The sequence below is a fragment of the Caviibacterium pharyngocola genome (assembly GCF_002795405.1).
Lineage (GTDB): Bacteria > Pseudomonadota > Gammaproteobacteria > Enterobacterales > Pasteurellaceae > Caviibacterium > Caviibacterium pharyngocola.
Genome location: NZ_PHGZ01000013.1, coordinates 377,951 through 398,859 on the forward strand (window position 1 = coordinate 377,951; position 20,909 = coordinate 398,859).

Consider the following 20,909-nt stretch of genomic DNA (forward strand, 5'->3'; position numbering starts at 1 on the left):
CGATTGCGACCTATGGTCGCTGTCGGACAAAAAGCCTAATTAATTCAGCAGATATATAGAGATTTTTGCCGATATAAATTTCTTTTTTGCGTACCGGATCGCAAAAAATGGCGAAATATTTGGCATTGTGCGACGAATCTTTTCATCATTGCGATAAAAAAAGAATACGAACGATGAAAAGAATTGAAGCGAACCGAGATTGCCTAATTGCGTCGGTGATTTTTTCTGCATTAAGTTTATTGTGGGTGCCGAAAGCGGGCTTATTGGAATGGCGGTATGCTTTTGCAGCGGCGGGCGTTTGCGGCGTTATCGGCATCGCGGCATTTGCCTTCGGGCGTTATCGCACGGTGAACGGAATGTTCATAATAATTTGGACGATCGGTTGGTCGGCTTATTTTCATTCTCAGGCATTATCTTTATTGCAGCAAGCGGAACAAGTGTCTGCGCTACCGAAAAAGGTCACGACGGAATTTTATATTGAAGAAATTTTGCGCCAAGCCGATTATCAAACCTTAGTGATTTCGGCAAAATTCGCACCGCACTTTACCGCGCAGCGAGCCTATGCCCGTTGGACGTCCGCCGAGCCGGTGAAAGCAGGCGAATATTGGCGTGGCGAATTGCAGTTGCGATCGATTTCTTCTTTGTTAAACGAAGGCGGTTTTGATCGGCAAAAATGGTATTTTGCTAAACATATTACAGCCTATGCCAATATAAAAAGTGCGGTGAAAATTAAGCAAGATTTTTCTTTTCGGCAAAGCAAATTGAACCGTGCGTTAAAAGATACTGAACATTTGGCGTCGCGCGGGTTGTTGCTCGCGCTGGGTTTCGGCGAACGTGCGTGGCTGGATAACGATATATGGGAAGGCTACCGGCAAACCAATACCGCCCATTTAATCGCGATTTCCGGTTTGCATATCGGTTTGGCAATGTTGATCGGTTTCGGGTTATGTCGAATGGTGCAATTTTTATTACCGACCCGCCTGATTTCGCCGTTATTGCCTCTTTGCGGCGCAGTGTTTTTTGCTTGGTTTTATGCGTTGTTAGCCGGTTTTAGTATCCCGACGTTTCGCGCGATCACTGCGCTGATAATGGTGGCGTTTTTTCGTTTCAACCGACGTTATTATTCCGTTTGGCGTCTGTTGTGTTATGTAGTGACGCTATTATTAATTCTCGATCCGATGATGTTGCTGTCCGCTAGTTTTTGGTTATCGGTCGGTGCGGTAGCCTGTTTAATTTTATGGTATCGATTAATGCCCTTATCGCTGTTTCTATGGCGTGGCAAGTCGTTGGAACAACGCTTTCAAGCAAAAGTGCGGTATGTTTTCGGCTTGTTTCATTTGCAATTCGGCTTAATTTTATTATTTACTCCCGCTCAGCTGTTTTTCTTTAACGGTACGTCTTTGAACGGGTTTATCGCCAATTTACTTGCCGTGCCGTTTTTTAGCTTTTTGCTCGTGCCGGTGATTTTGTTCGCTGTGATAACCGACGGTGCCTGTTATTCTTGGACGGCGGCGGATTATTTTGCGCGCTTTATTAATGCATTGTTGGCGAGGTTACAAGGTTATTGGACGGATTTATCTTGGCAACAAAGTTTTTTATTCACCGCACTTTGCCTACTGTTATTAGCCGGTTATGCGCAAGGATTATTGCGTAAACACGCCGATTCGTCGAAATTTCAATCCGTACTGAGCAAACCGCCGTTTCTGTCGTTAAATCCACAAGCCTTACCTGCACAAAATTGGTTGAAAAAAGTCAGAATTTTCGCATTGTCAGGTGGGACGGTGTGCTTTATCGCTTGGGCGAACGAAAGTTTTGATACCGTCCGTTGGCGAATGGAAACCTTGGATGTCGGGCAAGGATTGGCAACCTTGATTGTGCAAGGCAAGCGCGCGATTTTATATGACACGGGTGCGGGCTGGCAAAACGGCAGTATGGCGAAAAGTGAGATTTTGCCGTATTTACGTCGCCGTGGATTGACTTTGGAAAAATTGATTTTAAGCCACGACGATAATGATCATTCGGGCGGTGCGCGCGAGATCTTGGGTGCTTATTCGAAGGTTGAGTTGATTACGTCGTCGCGTCGAAACTACGGCGAAAGTCACCGCACTTTTTGTTATAAAGGGCAACAATGGCAATGGGGCGATTTGCATATGCGTGTGTTGTCGCCGCAAAATATTGTTGATCGCGCGGATAATCCGCATTCTTGCGTGTTACTGATTGATGACGGAAAGCGGCGGGTTTTGCTGACCGGCGATGCGGATGTAATGACGGAAAATCAATTTGTCGCCGAATTGAATAAAATCGACGTGTTACAAGTGGGTCATCACGGTAGTAAATCCTCCACGGGCAGTCGATTGGTGACGAAAACCGAACCGGAAATCGCCGTGATTTCAAGCGGACGTTGGAATCCGTGGCGTTTTCCGCATTCCGAGGTGGTGAATCGACTCAAAGCGCAGCAAAGTGCGGTGTATAATACGGCGGTTTTCGGGCAAATTAACGTGATTTTTTATACGGATAAAATGGAAGTGAAATTCGTTCGTTCGGATTTCGCGCCTTGGTATCGCGGCGTTATCGGAATTTGATTTCGCCAACGGCGGGTGGCACACAACGTGTCGAAACATTGGCTTGAAGTGAAAATAAAGGTACAATGACGCATATTTTTAATTTCAATCAGATAACTTATGCAAGATAAAGATCTTTCCACCGCGCAAACTTTTAAGCGCTTATGGCCGATTATCGCGCCGTTTAAACTCGGTTTAATCGTCGCCGGCGTCACCTTAGTGTTCAACGCGTTGACCGACGCGGCGTTAATTCAAATGCTCAAACCTTTATTGGACGACGGTTTCGGCAAAGCCGACGTTTCTTTTTTACGGATGATGTCTGTGGTGGTGGTCTTGCTGATTATCTTGCGCGGCGTCACCAGTTTCGTGTCCACTTATTGCTTGGCTTGGGTTTCCGGCAAAGTGGTGATGACCATTCGCCGCCGTTTGTTTAAACATTTGATGTATATGCCGGTGACGTTTTTCGATAATAATTCCGCGGGCAAATTATTGTCGCGCATTACTTACGACAGCGAACAAGTCGCCAATTCTTCCTCCGGTTCGTTAGTGACCATCGTCCGCGAAGGCGCTTATATTTTTTCTTTACTGGGCGTGATGATTTACACTAGTTGGCAACTTTCCTTAGTGTTATTTATCATCGGGCCGATTATTGCGGTGTTAATTCGCATCGTATCGAAAATTTTCCGTCGCTTGGGTAAAAATATGCAAAACTCAATGGGCGAACTTACGTCCAGCGCGGAACAAATGCTCAAAGGGCACAAAGTGGTGCTGTCTTTCGGCGGGCAAAAATTAGAGGAAGAACGTTTCAATCACGTCAGCAACGATATGCGCCGCAAAGGAATGAAAGTGATGACGGCGGATGCCATTTCCGATCCGATTGTGCAAATCATCGCTTCTTTTGCGCTAGCTGCGGTGCTGTATCTGGCGACCTTGCCGGAAATTATGAGCCAAAACCTCACGGCGGGTTCATTTACCGTGGTGTTTTCTTCTATGTTGGCGATGATGCGCCCGTTGAAATCTTTGACGAACGTTAATGCGCAATTCCAACGAGGAATGGCGGCGTGCCAAACCTTATTCGCCATTTTGGATTTGGAAACCGAAAAGGATAAAGGCACTTACGAAACACCGCGGGCAAAAGGCGAAATCCGTTTTAACGACGTTTCTTTCAGCTATGAAGGCAAAGATACCGTGGCGCTTAATCATTTGTCTTTTACCATTCCACAGGGCAAAACCGTGGCGTTGGTGGGGCGTTCCGGCTCCGGCAAATCCACAATCGCCAATTTGGTCACGCGTTTTTATGACATCGAACAAGGCGAAATCACCCTAGACGGCATCAACATTCAGAATTATACCTTGAAAAATTTGCGCGATAATTGCGCGGTGGTGTCGCAACAAGTGCATTTGTTTAACGATACGATCGCCAATAATATCGCGTATGCCGCAGCGGACAAATACAGCCGCGAAGAGATTATTAAAGCGGCAACGGCGGCGCACGCAATGGAGTTTATCGAAAATTTGGAAAACGGCTTGGATACGGTGATCGGCGAAAACGGAGCGAGTTTATCCGGCGGTCAACGTCAACGCTTAGCCATTGCGCGCGCGTTACTACGCGATTCGCCGGTTTTGATTTTAGACGAAGCGACGTCCGCCTTGGATACGGAATCGGAACGCGCCATTCAAGCGGCGTTGGAAGAATTACAAAAAGATCGCACGGTTTTAGTGATTGCCCATCGTTTATCCACCATCGAAAAAGCGGATGAAATTTTGGTGATTGAACACGGTGAAATCAAAGAACGCGGCGATCATCAAAGTTTATTGGCGTTAAACGGCGCTTATAAACAACTGCACACAATGCAATTCAGCTATTAATCAACGGAGGCGAAATGAAATTTTGGTATTCGTCGGACGGATTTTCGACTCTATTAAAATGGTTATTATCGCCTTTTTCATTGTTATTTTATTTGATTGCCGCTTTGCGCCGACAGCTATTGCAAAAAGGCGTCATTTCTTCCTATCGTGCGCCGGTTCCCGTCGTTATTGTCGGTAATTTATCCGTCGGCGGCAACGGCAAAACGCCGGTCGTCGTTTGGTTGGTTCGGCAATTACAACAACAAGGATTAAACGTCGGCGTAATTTCCCGTGGCTACGGCAGCCGTTCCGAGGTTTATCCGCGTTTGGTTTCGGCGCAAGATGATCCGATTCAATCGGGCGACGAACCTTTGTTAATCGCAAAACGAACCGGCGCGCCCGTTTGTATTTCGCCGAATCGTCGAGAAGCCGTCGAATGCCTGTTATCGCACCATCCGTGCGATGTGATTATTAGCGACGACGGCTTGCAACATTACAAACTACAGCGCGATGTGGAAATTGTGGTAATGGATGCGGAACGCGGCTTAGGTAACGGTTTTGTTTTGCCTGCCGGCCCGTTGCGCGAAGGTAAATCGCGCTTGGCTTGCGTCGATTTGATTATCGCCAACGGTCGAGAACATCCCTATGCCTCGGCGGTAATGCGCTTAATTCCGCAATACGCGATTAATTTATTGAGCGGAGAAAAACGTTTACTCAGCGAATTTCGCGGTCAAGCGGTGACGGCGGTGGCGGGAATCGGCAATCCGCAACGATTTTTTACAATGTTGCGCGATTTAAATATTGATCCGCAAGAAACGCACGCCTTTTCGGATCATCAGCATTTTGATGCGGCGTCTTTTGCAAAATTTACGCAAAATCGACCGCTCTTTATGACCGAAAAAGACGCAGTAAAGTGCGGTGAGTTTGCGCAAAGAAATTGGTGGTATGTGCCGGTGGATGCAGAAATTAGCGGGCAGTCCGCCGAAGAATTAATCAGAAAAATTGTAAAAGGGGTAAAAGGTGAACGCTAAATTATTAGAAATTGTGGCTTGCCCGATTTGTCAGGGAAAATTGAAATATGACAAGGCGCAAGCTCGTTTGATTTGCACCTTTGATCAGGTGGCTTATCCGATTAATCAAGGGATTCCCGTATTATTATCGGATCAGGCCGTTGCGCTGTCGGAAGAAGAAAAGGAGCCTAAAAATGACTAAATTTACCGTGATTATTCCGGCGCGTTATGCCTCCAGCCGTTTACCCGGTAAGCCGCTTGCCGATATTGCGGGCAAACCGATGATCGCCCACGTTTGGGAAAAAGCCAAATTGTCCGGCGCGGATCGCGTGATTGTTGCGACGGATAACGCGGAGGTCGCCAACGCGGCGAAAGCCTTCGGTGCGGAAGTTTGTATGACTGACGAACGCCATAATTCAGGTACGGAACGTTTGGCGGAAGTGGTGGAAAAATTGGCGATTCCCGATGATGAAATTATTGTTAATATTCAAGGCGACGAACCGCTGATTCCGCCGGTAATCGTTTCTCAAGTAGCGGAAAATTTATCCAAATATCGCGTTAATATGGCAAGTCTTGCGGTACGGATCGAAGATGCCGAAGAATTATTTAATCCGAATGCAGTGAAAGTCTTGACCGATAAAGACGGCTATGTGCTGTATTTTTCGCGTGCGGTGATTCCTTGGGATCGCGATCAATTCGCGCAATGGCGACAAGGTGAATTTTCTTTGCAAGATTTGCGCTTGGCGGAAGGTTATTTGCGTCATATCGGCATTTACGCCTATCGCGCCGGTTTTATTAAACAATATGTTCGTTGGAAACCGACCGCACTTGAACAAATCGAAAGTTTGGAGCAATTACGCGTGTTGTGGAACGGCGAGAAAATCCACGTCGAATTGGCGAAAGAAGTGCCGGCGGTCGGTGTCGATACGCCGGAAGATCTGGAAAAAGTGCGGTCGATTTTAGGCCATTATTAATTTTTTAAATGTAGGAACGTTTATGTTAGATAAAGTGTTAGGTTCGGTATTAAATTCCGTTTTAAACGGCGGAGCGAATTCTGCGGGCGGGCAAGGTTCCGTCGCCGGTCAAGTATTAAGCGAATTATTGCGTTCGCAAGGCGGTGTGGAAGGCATTTTCGGTAAATTGCAACAAGGCGGGTTGGACGGCATTTTGGATTCTTGGATTGGCACGGGCAAAAATCAGCAACTGGATCGCAGCCAAGTCAGCGAAACCTTCGGGCGTGATACCATTGATAATATCGCACAACAAACGGAAATCAGTACGAATCAAACGGAAGATATTATTTCGCAAGTGTTGCCGAATTTAATCGATATGCTTACGCCGAAAGGACGCGAGGGCGGCGTATCGGCGGACAGCCTGACTCAATCGGCACAACAATCCGGCGGGTTGGGCGATTTACTCGGCGGCGTATTGGGCAATATTTTTGCCGAGCAAAAAGCATCTTCTTCTGCCCAACAAACGCAAGATAACCCGTTCGGTGAAATATTTAATCAAATGCTAAATACACCGACAAAAACCTCACAAACCGCCGCACCGAGCAATAATGACGAATTGGCAAAGGATATTGGTGCGATTTTAAATAATTTCTTTAAATAAAGTAGGTTGAAACGGATAATTTAAGAAGGCGTTTTTGCGCCTTTTTGTTTTATCAATTCAGGATAATTATGTTTGATGCCAAAACTTTTCTTGCAAATGTAACGCACGAGCCGGGCGTTTATCGTATGTATGACGATAAAGACACGGTGATCTATGTGGGCAAAGCTAAAGATCTGAAAAAGCGTTTATCCAGCTATTTCCGTTCGAATTTAAGCAGTAAAAAAACCGAAGCCTTGGTTGCCTCGATTTATCGTATCGAAACGACTATTACTTCGTCGGAAACAGAGGCTTTATTGCTGGAACATAATTACATCAAAACCTTCCAACCGCGCTATAACGTATTATTGCGCGACGATAAATCCTATCCTTATATTTTATTAACGCAGGAAAGACATCCGCGTATTACCGCTTATCGCGGTAGCAAAAAAATCCAAGGTGAATATTTCGGGCCTTATCCTCACGCCGGCGCCGTGCGTGAAACTTTGTCGTTGCTGCAAAAATTATTTCCGATTCGCCAATGCGAAAATTCCGTTTACGCCAATCGTTCGCGCCCTTGTTTGCAATATCAAATCGGACGTTGCGCCGCGCCTTGCGTGGCGGGTTATGTGTCGGATGAAGATTATGCGCAGCAAGTAGCGTTTGCGCGTTTGTTTTTGCAAGGAAAAGATCAGCAAGTGCTCGATCATTTGATCGCCAAAATGGAACAAGCCAGTCGAGAATTAAATTTTGAGCTGGCGGCGCGTTTTCGCGATCAAATTCAAGCGGTGCGCGCCGTGACGGAAAAACAATTCGTGTCCAATGATCGCCTTGACGATATCGATATTATTGCGATCGCTTATCGTTCGGGTATTGCTTGCGTGCAAGTGCTGTTTATTCGTCAAGGCAAAATTTTGGGTAACCGCAGCTATTTCCCGAAAGTACCATCGGATACGGATTTATCCGAATTAACCGCCACTTTCGTCGGGCAATTTTATTTGCAAGGCAGCCAAGGGCGTAGTATTCCCGACAGTATTATTGTCGATCACAAACTTAACGAAAAAAACGAATTGGAAATTTTATTGGCGCAGCAAGCTGGTCGCAAAGTTTCTATTCAAGACAACGCAAAAGGCAATAAAAGCAAATACTTACGCCTTGCGCAAATGAACGCCGAAGCCGCCGTGGTGACGGAATTGAAACAATCCGCACTGATTCGCGAACGTTATCGCGAGTTGGAAGAACTGCTCGGTGTCAATCCGATTCAGAGAATGGAATGTTTTGATATTAGCCACACAATGGGCGAACAAACGATTGCTTCTTGCGTGGTATTTAATCGCGAAGGTCCGCTAAAATCCGATTACCGCCGCTTTAATATCAGCGGCATTACGGGCGGTGACGATTATGCGGCAATGGAACAAGCCTTGTTAAAACGTTACGATCGCTCATTGGAGCAAGATAAAATTCCCGATATTATTTTTATCGACGGCGGAAAAGGACAGCTTAATCGCGCGTTGCAGGTTTTTCGGCAATTAAATGTGAATTGGGATAAAAATAAACCGTTGTTAATCGGCGTGGCAAAAGGCGTGGATCGCAAAGCAGGTTTGGAAACCTTAATTATCAGCAAGCAGGGTAGAGAATTGCACTTGCCGCCGGATAGTTTAGCGTTGCATTTAATTCAACATATCCGCGACGAAAGCCACAATCACGCAATCGGCGGACACCGTAAAAAACGCCAAAAAGCATTCACTCAAAGCGGATTGGAAACCATCGTTGGTGTCGGTGCCAAACGCCGCCAAGCATTACTAAAATATCTGGGGGGAATGCAAGGCGTCAAAAACGCCACTTTGGATGAAATCGCCTCCGTACCGGGCATTTCCAAAGCCTTAGCGGAAACGATTTTTGATACGTTGAAGCATTAAGGGAGGATAAAATGCTTATGTTTAACCAACCGCACCCAGCAGAGATTATTAGAGAAGATATTTTGCCCGAATTAGGTTTAAGTGTAACGGAAGCTGCAAAGCAGTTAGGTGTTAATCGCGTGACATTATCGCGTTTATTGAACGGTAAATCGGCAATTAGTGCGGATATGGCTATTCGTTTACATACTTGGTTGGGGGAGAATAGTCCAAGTCCGGAAAGTTGGCTGCATCAACAAGCGGATTATGATTTGTGGCAAGCTCAGCAGAAAATAAATTTAAGTGTTATTCCCGTACATTCTCAATTAAGTTCAACGGTATTTGAAATCGGTTCAAAATAACTAACTATAAAAGAATCCGTGCGTTGACAAATTAAAATTGTTATTTGCTAACGCGTGGATTTTCTATTTTTATTCGAATCCTATGGCACTTATATGTTATAGAGCTTTGCCTTTATTTGTTTAACCAAAGCAAATCCGATATACTTTCAGTCAATCGAATTCACGCTTTAAGGATTACTATGTCGTCGCAATTTTCCGAGCAAGATCATTATTTTATGCAAACGGCGCTAGACCTCGCGGAGAAAGGGCGGTTTACCACAACGCCGAATCCGTCGGTGGGCTGTGTGTTGGTGAAAAACGGGCAGATTGTCGGGCGCGGGTTTCATTTTAAAGCCGGCGAGCTGCATGCGGAAGTAATGGCGTTGCGCGAGGCGGGTGAAAATGCGCGCGGTGCGACGGCTTATGTGACTCTGGAACCCTGTTCGCACTACGGCAGAACGCCGCCTTGTGCTAAAGGATTGATTGCAGCGGGGGTGACGAAGGTGATTGCCGCAATGCAAGATCCGAATCCCGCCGTCGCAGGTAACGGATTGAAAATGCTCGCCGAGGCGGGCGTGGAAAGTGCGGTCGGTTTATTGCAAGAAAAAGCGGAGTCACTTAATCAAGGCTTTTTAAAACGAATGCGCTGCGGGTTGCCTTTCGTTCGCTTGAAAATGGCGATGAGTCTCGACGGCAAAACCGCAATGGAAAACGGCGAAAGCCAATGGATTACCGGCGAAGCGGCGCGCCGTGACGTGCAAGGCGAGCGCGCCAAAGCCTCGGCAATTTTATCCACGGCACAAACCGTATTAGCCGATGATCCTTTGTTAACCGTGCGCTGGACGCAACTTCCGGCGTCGGTTCAACAAAATTATCCGCTTGAAAATTTGCGCCGGCCAATACGCATTATTTTGGATCGCCGTCAGCTTGTTCGTCCCGAACATAAATTATTTCAAGAATCGTCGGAAGTGTGGCTAGTCGGTGATCGCGAGCGGGATCTGTCGGCATTTCCAGCGTTTTGTCGCGCGATTTGCGTGCAAACCGAGGCGGGCAAAACCTATTTGCAATCGATGATGGCGGAATTGGCGAAGCGTCAAATTAATTCGATTTGGGTCGAAGCGGGAAAAAATCTTGCCGGTGCCTTGATCGAAGAAGGGTTGGCGGACGAACTTATTCTTTATATCGCGCCGAAATTATTGGGTGATAAAGCGCGCGGTTTGTGCGATTTACCGCATTTAACTCGTTTAGCCGACGCGCCGTTATGGAAATTTCACCGTTTTTGCCAAATTGATACGGATATAAAAATGATTTACCACCCGCTTAAACATAATCAGTAATGGAGTCGCAATGTTAAAAAAAATTATTCAAGCGGTGATTACCGGTCTTATCGCCGCCGCACTTATTCTTTTTGCCGCGCCGTTATTTCGCAACGGATTCTCCCTCGGTCAACAAGGAGTCGCTTCGTTTAAAGATGCCGTGCGCGTCGCGTCGCCGGCAGTGGTGAATGTGTATAATCAATCCTTTGCCTCGGCGAATAACAACTATCAATCCCAAGTGAACAATTTGGGTTCCGGCGTGATTATGTCAAAAGACGGCTATATTTTAACCAATAAACACGTTATTCAAAATGCCGAGCAAATCGTGGTTGCCTTACAAAATGGCAAAATTTTTGAAGCGAGTTTAGTGGGATCCGACAATTTAACGGATCTCGCCGTGCTTAAAATTAAAGCGGATAATCTATCCACTATTCCGCAAAATCCCGCGCGCAAAGCGCACGTCGGCGATGTCGTGCTGGCTATCGGCAATCCGTATAATTTAGGACAAAGCGTGTCGCAAGGCATTATCAGCGCCTTAGGACGTAATGCCGTGGGGGATTTTATCGGGCGGCAGAATTTTATTCAAACCGACGCTTCCATTAATCGTGGCAATTCCGGCGGTGCGTTGATCAATTCCGTCGGTGAACTTATCGGAATCAGCACGTTAAGCATCGGTAAAAGCGCCAATGAAATCGCCGAAGGGTTGAATTTTGCTATTCCGATCGAATTAGCCGGTGATGTAATGCAAAAAATTATTCGCGACGGACGCGTAATCCGCGGCTTTTTCGGTGTGCAAAGCGATATGTTGTTTAATAACGGAAATAACAGCGCAGATAAAGGTATTGTCATTACCAGCGTAATGGAAAACAGTCCGGCGGCGAAAGCGGGTATTCAGCCCGGTGATGTGATCCTAAAATTCGGTGAAACCGAAGCTGTTTCGCCGGCGCAAATGATGAATTTAATCAGTAACACCAAGCCGAATACGGTGATGAACGTAGTGGTTTCTCGTTTGGGTAAAACCTTGGTATTGCCGGTGACGATTGAAGAATATTCGGTAAATTAACGATGAGCCAGCAAAATATCATTAAAACCAGCCATTTTTTCGCTTGTTTGGATCGTTTAAAATTGATTCAACGCTGGTCGCTAATGCGCAATCTTGAAAAAGAAAATCTTGCTGAACATAGCCTGCAAGTAGCATTCGTTGCACACGCCTTGGCGTTGATTCGGAATAAATTTTATGGCGGTACGGTGAATCCGGAGCGCATTGCGGTAATGGCGATGTATCACGATACTTCAGAAATTTTTACCGGCGATTTGCCGACACCGATTAAATATTTTAATCCGCAAATCACTCAGGCTTATAAACAAATCGAAAGTGCGGCGGAATTGCATTTGGTGAGTTTATTGCCAACCGAATTGCAGGCGGATTTTTTGCCTTATTTAGACAGCGAAAATTTTTCCGCACAAGAAAAACATATCGTGAAACAAGCGGATTTAATTTGCGCTTATATTAAAGCGCAATTCGAATTGGAAAACGGCAATCAAGAATTCGCCCAAGCGAAAGCGCGGTTGCAAGCATTAATGGATGAATGGCAAAGCGAAGAAATGGCGTATTTTATTCGCGTTTTCGTACCGAGTTTCGGTCGTCCGATTGATGAAATTACTTTGTAAATCAATGAAATAGTAAAAAGTGCGGTGAAAAATCTTTTTATTTTTTCACCGCACTTTTGCATAATGCTGTCTTTCTAATGCGGCCCTTGATTAAACCAGCCGACATAATCGAATTGATCATAATATTTTTTGCCCGACCAACCGGAAAATTCAAATAAATCCCCGACACAATCCTGATCTTCAAAACCTTGAATATAAAATGCCGACGCAATTTCCGGATAAGGTTTATGAGTGAACACCACTTTATGTTTAAACGGCAGCTGATCAAATGCCAATAAATCCTGATAAGTGCAACCGTCGCGATCCGTCATTATGATAAACAGATTATCGGGATCGATTCTTGCGCTACGGCTTTGCCATTTTTCTTCCGCTTCTTGCGCAGAATGATAGTGCATAAAATGAACGGTTAAGTCGTCTAAATAACCGATAGGGTAATTGCTCGCTTGTTCGGCAAAACGTAACGGATGCGTGCGGTAATAATCGAATTGCTGTAAATAACGAATAAAATCTTGCGGCGTAAGATATAAATTCACAAAGGGCGAATTAAATCGGCTTTGCAAATCGTGCAAAATAAAGGCGCCGTTGCAATTACTGGCGAGCACCGACATCGAATGATTTTGCAAATTTCGTTGATTTTGTGCGTTAATACCGCGACGAAGAAAAATATTCAGCGCTTTTTTGATAAGAGAAAACATTGAGCCGACCTAAGAAAGAAAAAAGTGCGGTCAATTTTACCGCACTTTTCCGGTATTTACTTGGATTTTTGCTTATTTACCCAAATTGTCGAAGAATTTTTTAACCCCGTCAAGGAAACCGGAAGATTTCGGATTATGGCGTTTGCTGCCGCCTTCCAAGCTTTCTTCCAATTTTCTTAATAAGTCTTTTTGTTCGTCGTTCAATTTCACCGGCGTTTCCACCACGATCTTACAAATTAAATCGCCCGCATAGCCGCTTCTGGCGGAGGTCACGCCTTTGCCGCGTAAGCGTAATAATTTGCCGGTTTGGGTTTCTTCTGGTATTTTCACTTTCAAACGACCGTCTAATGTCGGCACTTCGATTTCACCGCCTAATGCCGCCATTGTGAAGCTAATCGGCACTTCGCAATATAGGTTATTGCCGTCACGTTCGAAAATATGGTGATCTTTAACGTGAATCACTACATATAAATCGCCTGCCGGCGCGCCGTTTTCGCCCGCGGCGCCTTCACCCGCCAAGCGTAATTGGTTGCCGGTGTCCACGCCCGCCGGAATGGTGACGGAAAGATTTTTGCGTTTTTGCACGCGACCGTCGCCGTGACATTTTTTACAAGGTTTTTCGATTTTTTTACCGCTGCCGTGACAAGTCGGACAAACTTGCTCGGTGACGAAGAACCCTTGTTGACGGCGAACGCGCCCCGCGCCTTGACAAGTCGGACAAATTTCCACTTTGGAATCTTTTTCCGCACCAGATCCGTGGCAATGATCACATTCGACTAATGTGTTGATTTGAATATCTTTTTTCGTTCCGCGAACGGCTTCTTCCAATGAAATTTCAATGTCGTAGCGTAAATCTTCGCCGCGCACGACACGTTGACGACCGCGACCGCCGCCGAAAATATCCCCGAACATATCGCCGAAAATATCTCCGAAATCCGCGCCGCCGAAACCGCCGCCAAATCCGCCCGCACCGCCGAAGCCGCCTTGTTCGAAGGCTTGATGACCGTATTGATCGTAAGCGGCGCGTTTTTCTTTGTCGGCGAGAATTTCATACGCTTCATTGACTTCTTTGAATTTTTCTTCGCTTTCTTTATCACCCTTGGTTCTATCCGGATGATATTTCATCGCCAAGCGCTTATAGGCGCGTTTGATTTCTTTTTCATCCGCACCTTTTTGCACGCCTAGGACTTCATAGTAGTCTCGTTTTGCCATAATGTTTTGCTATTTTCAAATAATGTGATCGCAATGCCGGATGGAACGATAGAACCATCCGTTGTTAAATCTCATAATATATTGATGTTATTACTACTTTTTCAGACAGAACGGTTGATCTGTCCTCACGGTTTTATTCGATTAGATACACCAAAAGGGCGTATCGCTACGCCCTTGATGTTAGGACGCGGTGGCTTGCGTCCAAGGAAACACGCTCGGTGTCCCTACGGATTATTTATCCTTCACTTCTTCAAATTCGGCATCTACAACATCGTCGCCCGCTTTGCCGCCTTGTTGGGCTGCCGCGTCGGCTTGTGCTTGTTGTTGACCGGCTTGAATCAATTTTTCGGAAACTTGAATCAAGGCTTGAACTTTCGCGTCAATCGCCGCTTTATCTTCGCCTTTCGCCGCCGTTTCAAGCTCATTCACCGCCGCTTCGATCGGTGCTTTATCTTCCGCAGATAATTTGTCGCCCGCTTCGCTTAATTGTTTACGCGTGCTGTGTACCAAATGATCCGCTTGGTTGCGCGCTTGAACTAATTCTTCAAACTTACGATCCGCTTCCGCATTGGCTTCCGCGTCGCGTACCATTTGTTGAATTTCTTCATCGCTTAAACCGGAAGACGCTTTAATGGTAATTTGTTGTTCTTTACCCGTGCCTTTATCTTTCGCCGAAACGTGGATAATACCGTCTGCATCAATGTCGAAAGTCACTTCGATTTGCGGCATACCGCGCGGTGCCGGATTAATACCTTCAAGGTTGAATTGACCTAAAGATTTATTCGCCGACGCTTGTTTACGTTCGCCTTGAAGAACGTGAATCGTCACCGCACTTTGGTTATCTTCCGCAGTGGAGAACACTTGCGATTTCTTAGTCGGAATCGTGGTGTTTTTCTCAATCAAGGTAGTCATCACGCCACCCATTGTTTCGATACCCAATGAAAGCGGAGTCACGTCTAACAATAATACGTCGGTCACATCACCGGCTAATACACCGCCTTGTACCGCCGCACCGATTGCCACGGCTTCGTCAGGGTTCACGTCTTTACGCGGTTCTTTACCGAAGAATTCCGCCACTTTTTGTTGTACCAACGGCATACGCGTTTGACCGCCGACTAAAATCACATCGTCGATTTGCGATACGCTTAATCCCGCATCTGCCAATGCCACTTTCACCGGTTCGATAGAACGTGCGACCAAATCTTCCACTAAAGCTTCTAATTTCGCACGAGTTAACTTAATGTTTAAGTGTTTCGGGCCGGTTGCATCCGCCGTAATATACGGAAGATTCACGTCGGTTTGTTGTGCGGAAGAAAGTTCGATTTTTGCTTTTTCGCCCGCTTCTTTCAAACGTTGCATTGCTAACGGATCGTTGCGCAAATCCACGCCTTGTTCTTTCTTGAACTCGTCAACCAAATAGTTAATCACACGGTTGTCGAAGTCTTCTCCGCCCAAATGGGTATCCCCGTTGGTGGATAATACTTCGAAGGTTTTTTCGCCGCCCACTTCGTCGATTTCGATGATAGACAAGTCGAACGTACCGCCGCCCAAGTCGTAAACCGCGATGGTGTGGTTGCCTTTGCCTTTATCCAAACCGTAAGCCAATGCCGCCGCAGTCGGTTCGTTGATAATACGTTTAACTTCAAGACCCGCGATACGACCCGCGTCTTTAGTAGCTTGACGTTGTGCATCGTTAAAATATGCCGGCACGGTGATAACCGCTTCGGTCACGGTTTCGCCCAAGAAATCTTCCGCGGTTTTTTTCATTTTTTTCAACACTTCGGCAGAAATTTGCGGCGGTGCCATTTTTTCACCTTTGACGGAAACCCACGCATCGCCGTTGTCCGCTTTGGTAATTTCGAACGGCATAATGCTGACGTCGCGTTGTACTTCTTGATCTTCAAAACGACGACCGATTAAACGTTTGATTGCAAATAAAGTATTTTTCGGATTGGTCACCGCTTGACGTTTTGCCGGTTGACCCACTAGGGTTTCATTGTCATTAGTATAAGCAATGATCGACGGAGTGGTGCGATCGCCTTCCGCGTTTTCGATTACGCGCGGTTTGTCACCGTCCATTACGGCTACGCAAGAGTTTGTCGTACCTAAGTCAATACCGATAATTTTTCCCATAATATGTTTTCTCCTCATTAAATTCGTTTTGTATGTTTAAGATTGGGCTGCCTCGATGAATTTCAAGTTCGATTTGCTTGAAAAGTGCGGTGAAAATCCGCGAAGTTTTGCCGCCGTTCTCTCTTGCCACAATAAATGCGAACGGAAAATTAAAATTCAAGGGAGTAAAGAAAAAATTTAACTTTTTGCATTGTTCGCTATTTGTGCTAATTTAGCGGCTTATTTATATTCTTATCATTTAATCGGATTTAACTAAGGACGACTTATGAAAAAATCGACCGCATCAACCAAAAATTAACTTTACAAAGTGCGGACGGAAAATTACAAGGGCAAATCGAAAACGTCAATTTTTCGCGCGGCATTTTCAGCTCTGACGTGCGCTACGACGTAGTGATGACGCACGCGCCGGACAATGTTCGTTATACGGTGTCTTTCGTCGGCAAACTTTATCACGGCCCGTTGACTGTCAATAATTTTTCTTTCGCTTTATTTAGCGCCGAAATGTCCGTGGAAAAAAAACGCACAAACGCAAAATTGGTTTAAAGACGATAAATCCAATCTGTTAAATGCCGTGGTAACAATGGGTTATGATCAACGTCTTAAAGGCGATTTTCGTTCCGATTTAACGCATCAAACGGAACATAACAAGTTCGAATGGATATTAAACGGTCGATTTGAAGCCGATGAAAAAGGCTATGGTAAAGCGGAAGTTGCCATTCCTACGGCGATGTTGCGCGATATTTCTGGCGAAGATCAGAATACCGAACCGAAAAGTGCGGTGAAAAATAGCGAAGTTTTACTCAATAACGCAAAAGTGAGTTGGGACATTATGCCGTCGGGCGAATTTCAACATTTAATCAACGGACGGACACATTTTATTGCCGACAGCCTGAGGTTTAAAGGCGAAGATGACAAAGGTAAAGTGCAAAACGAAATTAAAAAAATGGATTTAACTTTATCGCAAAAAGAAGATCAGGGTCTTGCGGATATTGCCGTGGCATATGGATTCGGTGACTGGATTCACCAAGGCGTATCTTTCGGAAACGGTAATCTTGCCTTGCAATTCAATCACTTAAATGCAAAAGCGTTACATGATCTGTTGGAAGATATACGCAAAAAGGCTGAAACGGATTGGTTGAAAGCGGGCGACGGCGCGCTGAATACAATGTTAAACGATTCGCCGCAGATTAAGTTGTCTACGTTGGATCTGAATAATCTGAAAGGTAATCTTCACGCCGATGAAAGATGCGGAACTATTACAACTATGTATAGCAGAATGCTATATTGCTTATTTCTTCATTTCAAAAGTCAACATGCCCTAGTTTAATAAGTAATGTATACATTTCATAGAGAGTAAAATTTGATATAGAAAGTAAAAAAATGTAAAGATATTGTTGATGTATTGTAATCTCTATTGTATGTATATAAAATCCGCTAGATTTTTTCTACTTTGAATATAATTACTCATGATGAATATAGATATAGATCAAAAATTACAATAATGCAGTGCTGTAGTTAAGTATGAAATATTTTTGTCTAGTATATCTATATTTTATCAATTAAGTTGAAGCGTCATATATTTTCAGGCTTGGGTAATTCATTAAAGTGATTTATTTTGTAATAAGCTCATTTTTCTACCCCAAATTAGCTTATTATTCTATTAACTTCAATAATTAGTAAGGTGACTTGTTCATGAATCAAATTTATAAGGTTATTTTTAATCACTCGTTAGGTATATTTCAAGTTGTTTCTGAAATAGGTAAAGCGCGAGGAAAATCCAAAACTAGGACTGTTGGTCGTAATCTCAGAAGGGTTATGTCAGTTATTATAGTAAGTTCAACTTTAGCAAGTTCGCCCTTTTCTAAAGCTGCTTTTACTGTTACTGTCGGTATAGGAGGTTCTGGCTCTATGGCCGCTAGTGGTGGGAGCGGTACCGCCAATGGCGCTGGTGATTGGTCTATTGCATTTGGTAATAATGCTTATTCAGGTGGTAATGACTCTATCGCCATAGGAACACGTGCAAACACAACATTGGCCGATTCAATTGCGATTGGTAACACTGCCACGGCAAAAGGAGAAGGAAGTATTGTAATAGGTAAAAAAGCTGTTGGTCTGGTAGGTTCTGTCGTTATCGGTACAAATGCTAAAATTGTCAGTGGGCTGAGCTCTAATTTGGGATTAAATGCTTCTACAACAACAGGACACGTGGTTATTGGTTTGGATGCAGTTGCAGGAAATAGTGCTTCCGAAAATGGAGGTATGATTGCAATTGGTAAACAAGCTAATTCAACAGCAAATCGTGGTATTTCTATAGGTGAGAAGGCATCTGCTTCTTATGGGGATACTACAGATAAGATGGATGCAATGGCAATTGGCTATATGTCTAGTGCTGTTGGTCAGTCTGCTCATGCAGTCGGTGAAAGCGCGCTAGCTACTGCTCACCGTTCGCAAGCATTTGGTTCACATGCTGAAGCAACTGGTATTTACTCAACAGCTGTTGGTACATACTCCAAAGCTACGCAACAAAATGCTCAAGCTTTTGGTAGCGAATCTAATGCAACAGGAGTTGGTGCCACTGCTGTGGGATCTCAATCGAAAGCTACTGCAAATGGATCAACTGCAGTCGGTCTTGATTCTAAAGCAATAGGTTCATTTTCCACTGCATTGGGTGAAAGTGCGAATGCAAGTGGAGAAAATGCGCTTGCATTAGGTCGCCAATCTAGCGCTTCGGGGACGCATAGCATTGGTATAGGATTATATACTAATGCAACAGCAGCGAATAGCATTGCTGTTGGTATGGACGCTAATGCAACAAAGAATCATGCCTTGGCTTTGGGCACAGAGAGTAACGCAAATATTGATAATTCTGTGGCTTTGGGGGCGTTTTCAAAAATTACTGGTACGGGTAGTAATATAACGGGTGGAACAAGTGAGATTAATAATGCTACCGTTGGTAATATAACCTATAGTGGTTTTGCGGGAAGTACTCCGTTTTCTATTGTATCTATTGGTGATGATGGGAAGGAACGTCGTTTACAAAGCGTAGCTGCAGGTTTGATTTCTGTAAATTCTACCGACGCGATCAACGGTTCGCAATTATATGCCACCAATCAAGTGTTAAATAATGTGGCAAACAGCATTAAAAATGCATTAGGCGGCACGACGACATTAGACGGTGCGACAGGAAATATTCAAGATTTCAGCCAACCGGTTAATACGACTGGTTTAGCAAATTCGGCAAATTATACTGCGCCTGCTACAGCAGCGACAAACGTGACGGAAGCCCTTACTCAATTAAATAACTATGTGAATGCGGGTTGGATTGTCGGAAATAATGACGCGGCGAAAGTGGCGCGTATTTCACCGAACGAACAAGTGAATTTCGTTAACGGTAAAGGCACGTTGGCAAAAATCAGCGAAGCGGGAGCCGGTGCGAATGTGACTTTTGATATCGATACGGGCTCCTTAACGCAAAACGCAAACGGCTCCGTTTCCTCTGCAAACAGCACGACAAACGGCAATATCGCGACGGTCGGCGATGTAGCGAAGGCGATTAATCAATCCGGTTGGAATATTTATGAAAAAGACGCTATGGACGGAAATCGTAAATCTACCGTGAAACCGAGCGATAACGTGGTATTCGCCGCCGGCGAAAATACCAATGTGTCCGTTAAAAATGTAGGTAATGTGACCACGGTAACTTATAGCACGGATTTAAGCAACTCGCCGTTCGAATATGCAACGAAGGATAAAGAAACCTTGGTGAAGGTCGGCGATAATTATTATACGAAAGATCAGTTTGATGAGAACGGTAAACTGAAAGATGACGCAACGCCTTATAGCGGTGAAGTAGTTATTAAACCGAAAGATTCTGATCCGCAAACCGTCACTAATATTAAAAACGGCAATGTGGTAGCGGGATCTTCCGACGCCGTAACAGGCGATCAGCTTTATAACTATGTCAATGTAAACGGCAAACCGGCGACAAATAGTAAGGGTAAAGTGAATTTTGTTGATGGCACAAATACAAAAGTGAGCGTCGATGAAAGCGGTAATATCGCTTATAACGTAGCTAATACCACGCTTTCCGTCACAGGCGGTAAATTGGCAAATCCTTCCGCGGCGGACAGCGCAAAATTCGTTACTGCGGGTGATTTGGTTACAGCAATTAATCAAAGCGGCTGGTGGTTAACAACCGAATCCGGTAAGGGTACGGCGAATAATAGTTCGGAAGAATTAATCAAACCGGGCTATAAAGTGAAATTTATTGCCGGTGAAAACGTCATCATTGATCAAAATGGTAACGATATTACGATTTCCACCAAAGCCGGTTTAGATGGCGAAAATGGTAAAGACGGCGTAACCATTAAATCAATCGTCACCGACAAAAATGGTAATACCACAATCACCTTTACTGACGGTCAATCTTTTGTGGTTGAAAAAGGCGCCCAAGGCGAAAAAGGCGATACCGGTGCAGCAGGTGCAAAAGGTGACACTGGAGCAACCGGCGCGAAAGGTGACACTGGTGCGACAGGTGCAAAAGGTGATACTGGAGCAGACGGTAAATCAATCACTATCACGAAAGAAGAAAAAGATACTGACGGTAATACCGTAGTGACTTTCTCTGACGGTTCTAC

16 protein-coding genes and 2 pseudogenes are annotated in these 20,909 nt (G+C 44.9%); 15 read left to right on the top strand and 3 right to left on the bottom strand.

The genetic code is table 11. The features are described 5' to 3' along the window. The first annotated feature begins 182 nt into the window (after positions 1-182). The 11 genes from CVP04_RS07175 to yfbR all read left to right on the top strand — a co-directional run bounded on the left by CVP04_RS07175 (position 183) and on the right by yfbR (position 12,232). Positions 183-2,582 (top strand): DNA internalization-related competence protein ComEC/Rec2, encoded by a 2,400-nt coding sequence (locus CVP04_RS07175; RefSeq protein WP_423738299.1) that lies wholly within the window; start codon positions 183-185, stop codon positions 2,580-2,582. A 99-nt stretch (positions 2,583-2,681) separates the two neighbouring features. After that, positions 2,682-4,430, top strand: coding sequence for a lipid A ABC transporter ATP-binding protein/permease MsbA (gene msbA, locus CVP04_RS07180; RefSeq protein WP_100296817.1), 1,749 nt, complete (start codon positions 2,682-2,684; stop codon positions 4,428-4,430). 14 nt (positions 4,431-4,444) lie between these two features. Further along, positions 4,445-5,440, top strand: a complete 996-nt coding sequence (gene lpxK, locus CVP04_RS07185; protein ID WP_100296818.1) for a tetraacyldisaccharide 4'-kinase — start codon at positions 4,445-4,447, stop codon at positions 5,438-5,440. Then, entirely contained in the window at positions 5,430-5,621 is a 192-nt protein-coding gene (locus CVP04_RS07190; protein ID WP_100296819.1) for a Trm112 family protein, read from the top strand. Before lpxK ends, CVP04_RS07190 begins: the two co-directional genes overlap by 11 nt. Then, positions 5,614-6,393 (top strand): 3-deoxy-manno-octulosonate cytidylyltransferase, encoded by a 780-nt coding sequence (gene kdsB / locus CVP04_RS07195; protein ID WP_100296820.1) that lies wholly within the window; start codon positions 5,614-5,616, stop codon positions 6,391-6,393. Before CVP04_RS07190 ends, kdsB begins: the two co-directional genes overlap by 8 nt. Before the next feature lie 22 nt (positions 6,394-6,415). Then, positions 6,416-7,033 (top strand): YidB family protein, encoded by a 618-nt coding sequence (locus tag CVP04_RS07200; RefSeq protein WP_100296821.1) that lies wholly within the window; start codon positions 6,416-6,418, stop codon positions 7,031-7,033. A 68-nt stretch (positions 7,034-7,101) separates the two neighbouring features. Beyond that, positions 7,102-8,928 carry an excinuclease ABC subunit UvrC gene (gene uvrC, locus CVP04_RS07205; RefSeq protein ID WP_100296822.1) on the top strand — a complete coding sequence of 609 codons (1,827 nt, stop codon included), beginning with the start codon at positions 7,102-7,104 and terminating at the stop codon, positions 8,926-8,928. Between the two features lie 11 nt (positions 8,929-8,939). Beyond that, positions 8,940-9,266, top strand: a complete 327-nt coding sequence (locus tag CVP04_RS07210) for a HigA family addiction module antitoxin (protein ID WP_100296823.1) — start codon at positions 8,940-8,942, stop codon at positions 9,264-9,266. Positions 9,267-9,445: 179 nt separating this feature from the next. Further along, a complete protein-coding gene (ribD, locus tag CVP04_RS07215) occupies positions 9,446-10,582 on the top strand; it encodes a bifunctional diaminohydroxyphosphoribosylaminopyrimidine deaminase/5-amino-6-(5-phosphoribosylamino)uracil reductase RibD (RefSeq protein ID WP_100296824.1) in 1,137 nt (378 codons plus the stop codon). A gap of 10 nt (positions 10,583-10,592) precedes the next feature. Beyond that, complete coding sequence (gene degS / locus CVP04_RS07220) at positions 10,593-11,624, top strand: outer membrane-stress sensor serine endopeptidase DegS (protein ID WP_100296825.1); 1,032 nt, start codon at positions 10,593-10,595, stop codon at positions 11,622-11,624. Positions 11,625-11,626: 2 nt separating this feature from the next. Continuing rightward, positions 11,627-12,232, top strand: a complete 606-nt coding sequence (gene yfbR / locus CVP04_RS07225) for a 5'-deoxynucleotidase (protein ID WP_100296826.1) — start codon at positions 11,627-11,629, stop codon at positions 12,230-12,232. A gap of 74 nt (positions 12,233-12,306) precedes the next feature. Here the strand turns inward: yfbR and CVP04_RS07230 are convergent, their stop codons facing one another. The 3 genes from CVP04_RS07230 to dnaK form a co-directional block, all read right to left on the bottom strand. Further along, positions 12,307-12,927: a DUF1919 domain-containing protein gene (locus CVP04_RS07230; protein ID WP_100296827.1), complete on the bottom strand. Its 621-nt coding sequence runs from the start codon at positions 12,925-12,927 to the stop codon at positions 12,307-12,309. A 72-nt stretch (positions 12,928-12,999) separates the two neighbouring features. Further along, the gene (gene dnaJ, locus CVP04_RS07235) at positions 13,000-14,139 is read right to left on the bottom strand and encodes a molecular chaperone DnaJ (protein ID WP_100296828.1); all 1,140 of its coding nucleotides are present in this window, start codon (positions 14,137-14,139) and stop codon (positions 13,000-13,002) included. A 231-nt stretch (positions 14,140-14,370) separates the two neighbouring features. After that, positions 14,371-16,272 (bottom strand): molecular chaperone DnaK, encoded by a 1,902-nt coding sequence (dnaK, locus tag CVP04_RS07240; protein WP_100296829.1) that lies wholly within the window; start codon positions 16,270-16,272, stop codon positions 14,371-14,373. 282 nt (positions 16,273-16,554) lie between these two features. On the opposite strand from dnaK, the gene CVP04_RS12430 reads away from it, so the two are divergent. The 4 genes and pseudogenes from CVP04_RS12430 to CVP04_RS12150 form a co-directional block, all read left to right on the top strand. After that, positions 16,555-16,815 (top strand): DUF945 family protein, encoded by a 261-nt coding sequence (locus CVP04_RS12430; protein WP_279324766.1) that lies wholly within the window; start codon positions 16,555-16,557, stop codon positions 16,813-16,815. Between the two features lie 16 nt (positions 16,816-16,831). Next, the gene (locus CVP04_RS07250; RefSeq protein ID WP_423738300.1) at positions 16,832-17,599 is read left to right on the top strand and encodes a DUF945 family protein; all 768 of its coding nucleotides are present in this window, start codon (positions 16,832-16,834) and stop codon (positions 17,597-17,599) included. Between the two features lie 365 nt (positions 17,600-17,964). Beyond that, positions 17,965-18,372: pseudogene (locus tag CVP04_RS12485) on the top strand (ESPR-type extended signal peptide-containing protein); the annotation flags it as partial. Between the two features lie 159 nt (positions 18,373-18,531). Then, positions 18,532-20,909, top strand: a pseudogene (locus tag CVP04_RS12150) (hypothetical protein); the annotation flags it as partial.

Bases quoted from the DNA above. Each gene is read 5' to 3' on its own strand.
- degS (WP_100296825.1), top strand. From the start codon at position 10,593: ATGTTAAAAAAAATTATTCAAGCGGTGATTACCGGTCTTATCGCCGCC.
- uvrC (WP_100296822.1), top strand. From the start codon at position 7,102: ATGTTTGATGCCAAAACTTTTCTTGCAAATGTAACGCACGAGCCGGGC.
- dnaK (WP_100296829.1), bottom strand. From the start codon at position 16,272: ATGGGAAAAATTATCGGTATTGACTTAGGTACGACAAACTCTTGCGTA.
- CVP04_RS07230 (WP_100296827.1), bottom strand. From the start codon at position 12,927: ATGTTTTCTCTTATCAAAAAAGCGCTGAATATTTTTCTTCGTCGCGGT.
- dnaJ (WP_100296828.1), bottom strand. From the start codon at position 14,139: ATGGCAAAACGAGACTACTATGAAGTCCTAGGCGTGCAAAAAGGTGCG.
- CVP04_RS07210 (WP_100296823.1), top strand. From the start codon at position 8,940: ATGCTTATGTTTAACCAACCGCACCCAGCAGAGATTATTAGAGAAGAT.
- yfbR (WP_100296826.1), top strand. From the start codon at position 11,627: ATGAGCCAGCAAAATATCATTAAAACCAGCCATTTTTTCGCTTGTTTG.
- msbA (WP_100296817.1), top strand. From the start codon at position 2,682: ATGCAAGATAAAGATCTTTCCACCGCGCAAACTTTTAAGCGCTTATGG.
- CVP04_RS07200 (WP_100296821.1), top strand. From the start codon at position 6,416: ATGTTAGATAAAGTGTTAGGTTCGGTATTAAATTCCGTTTTAAACGGC.
- lpxK (WP_100296818.1), top strand. From the start codon at position 4,445: ATGAAATTTTGGTATTCGTCGGACGGATTTTCGACTCTATTAAAATGG.
- ribD (WP_100296824.1), top strand. From the start codon at position 9,446: ATGTCGTCGCAATTTTCCGAGCAAGATCATTATTTTATGCAAACGGCG.
- kdsB (WP_100296820.1), top strand. From the start codon at position 5,614: ATGACTAAATTTACCGTGATTATTCCGGCGCGTTATGCCTCCAGCCGT.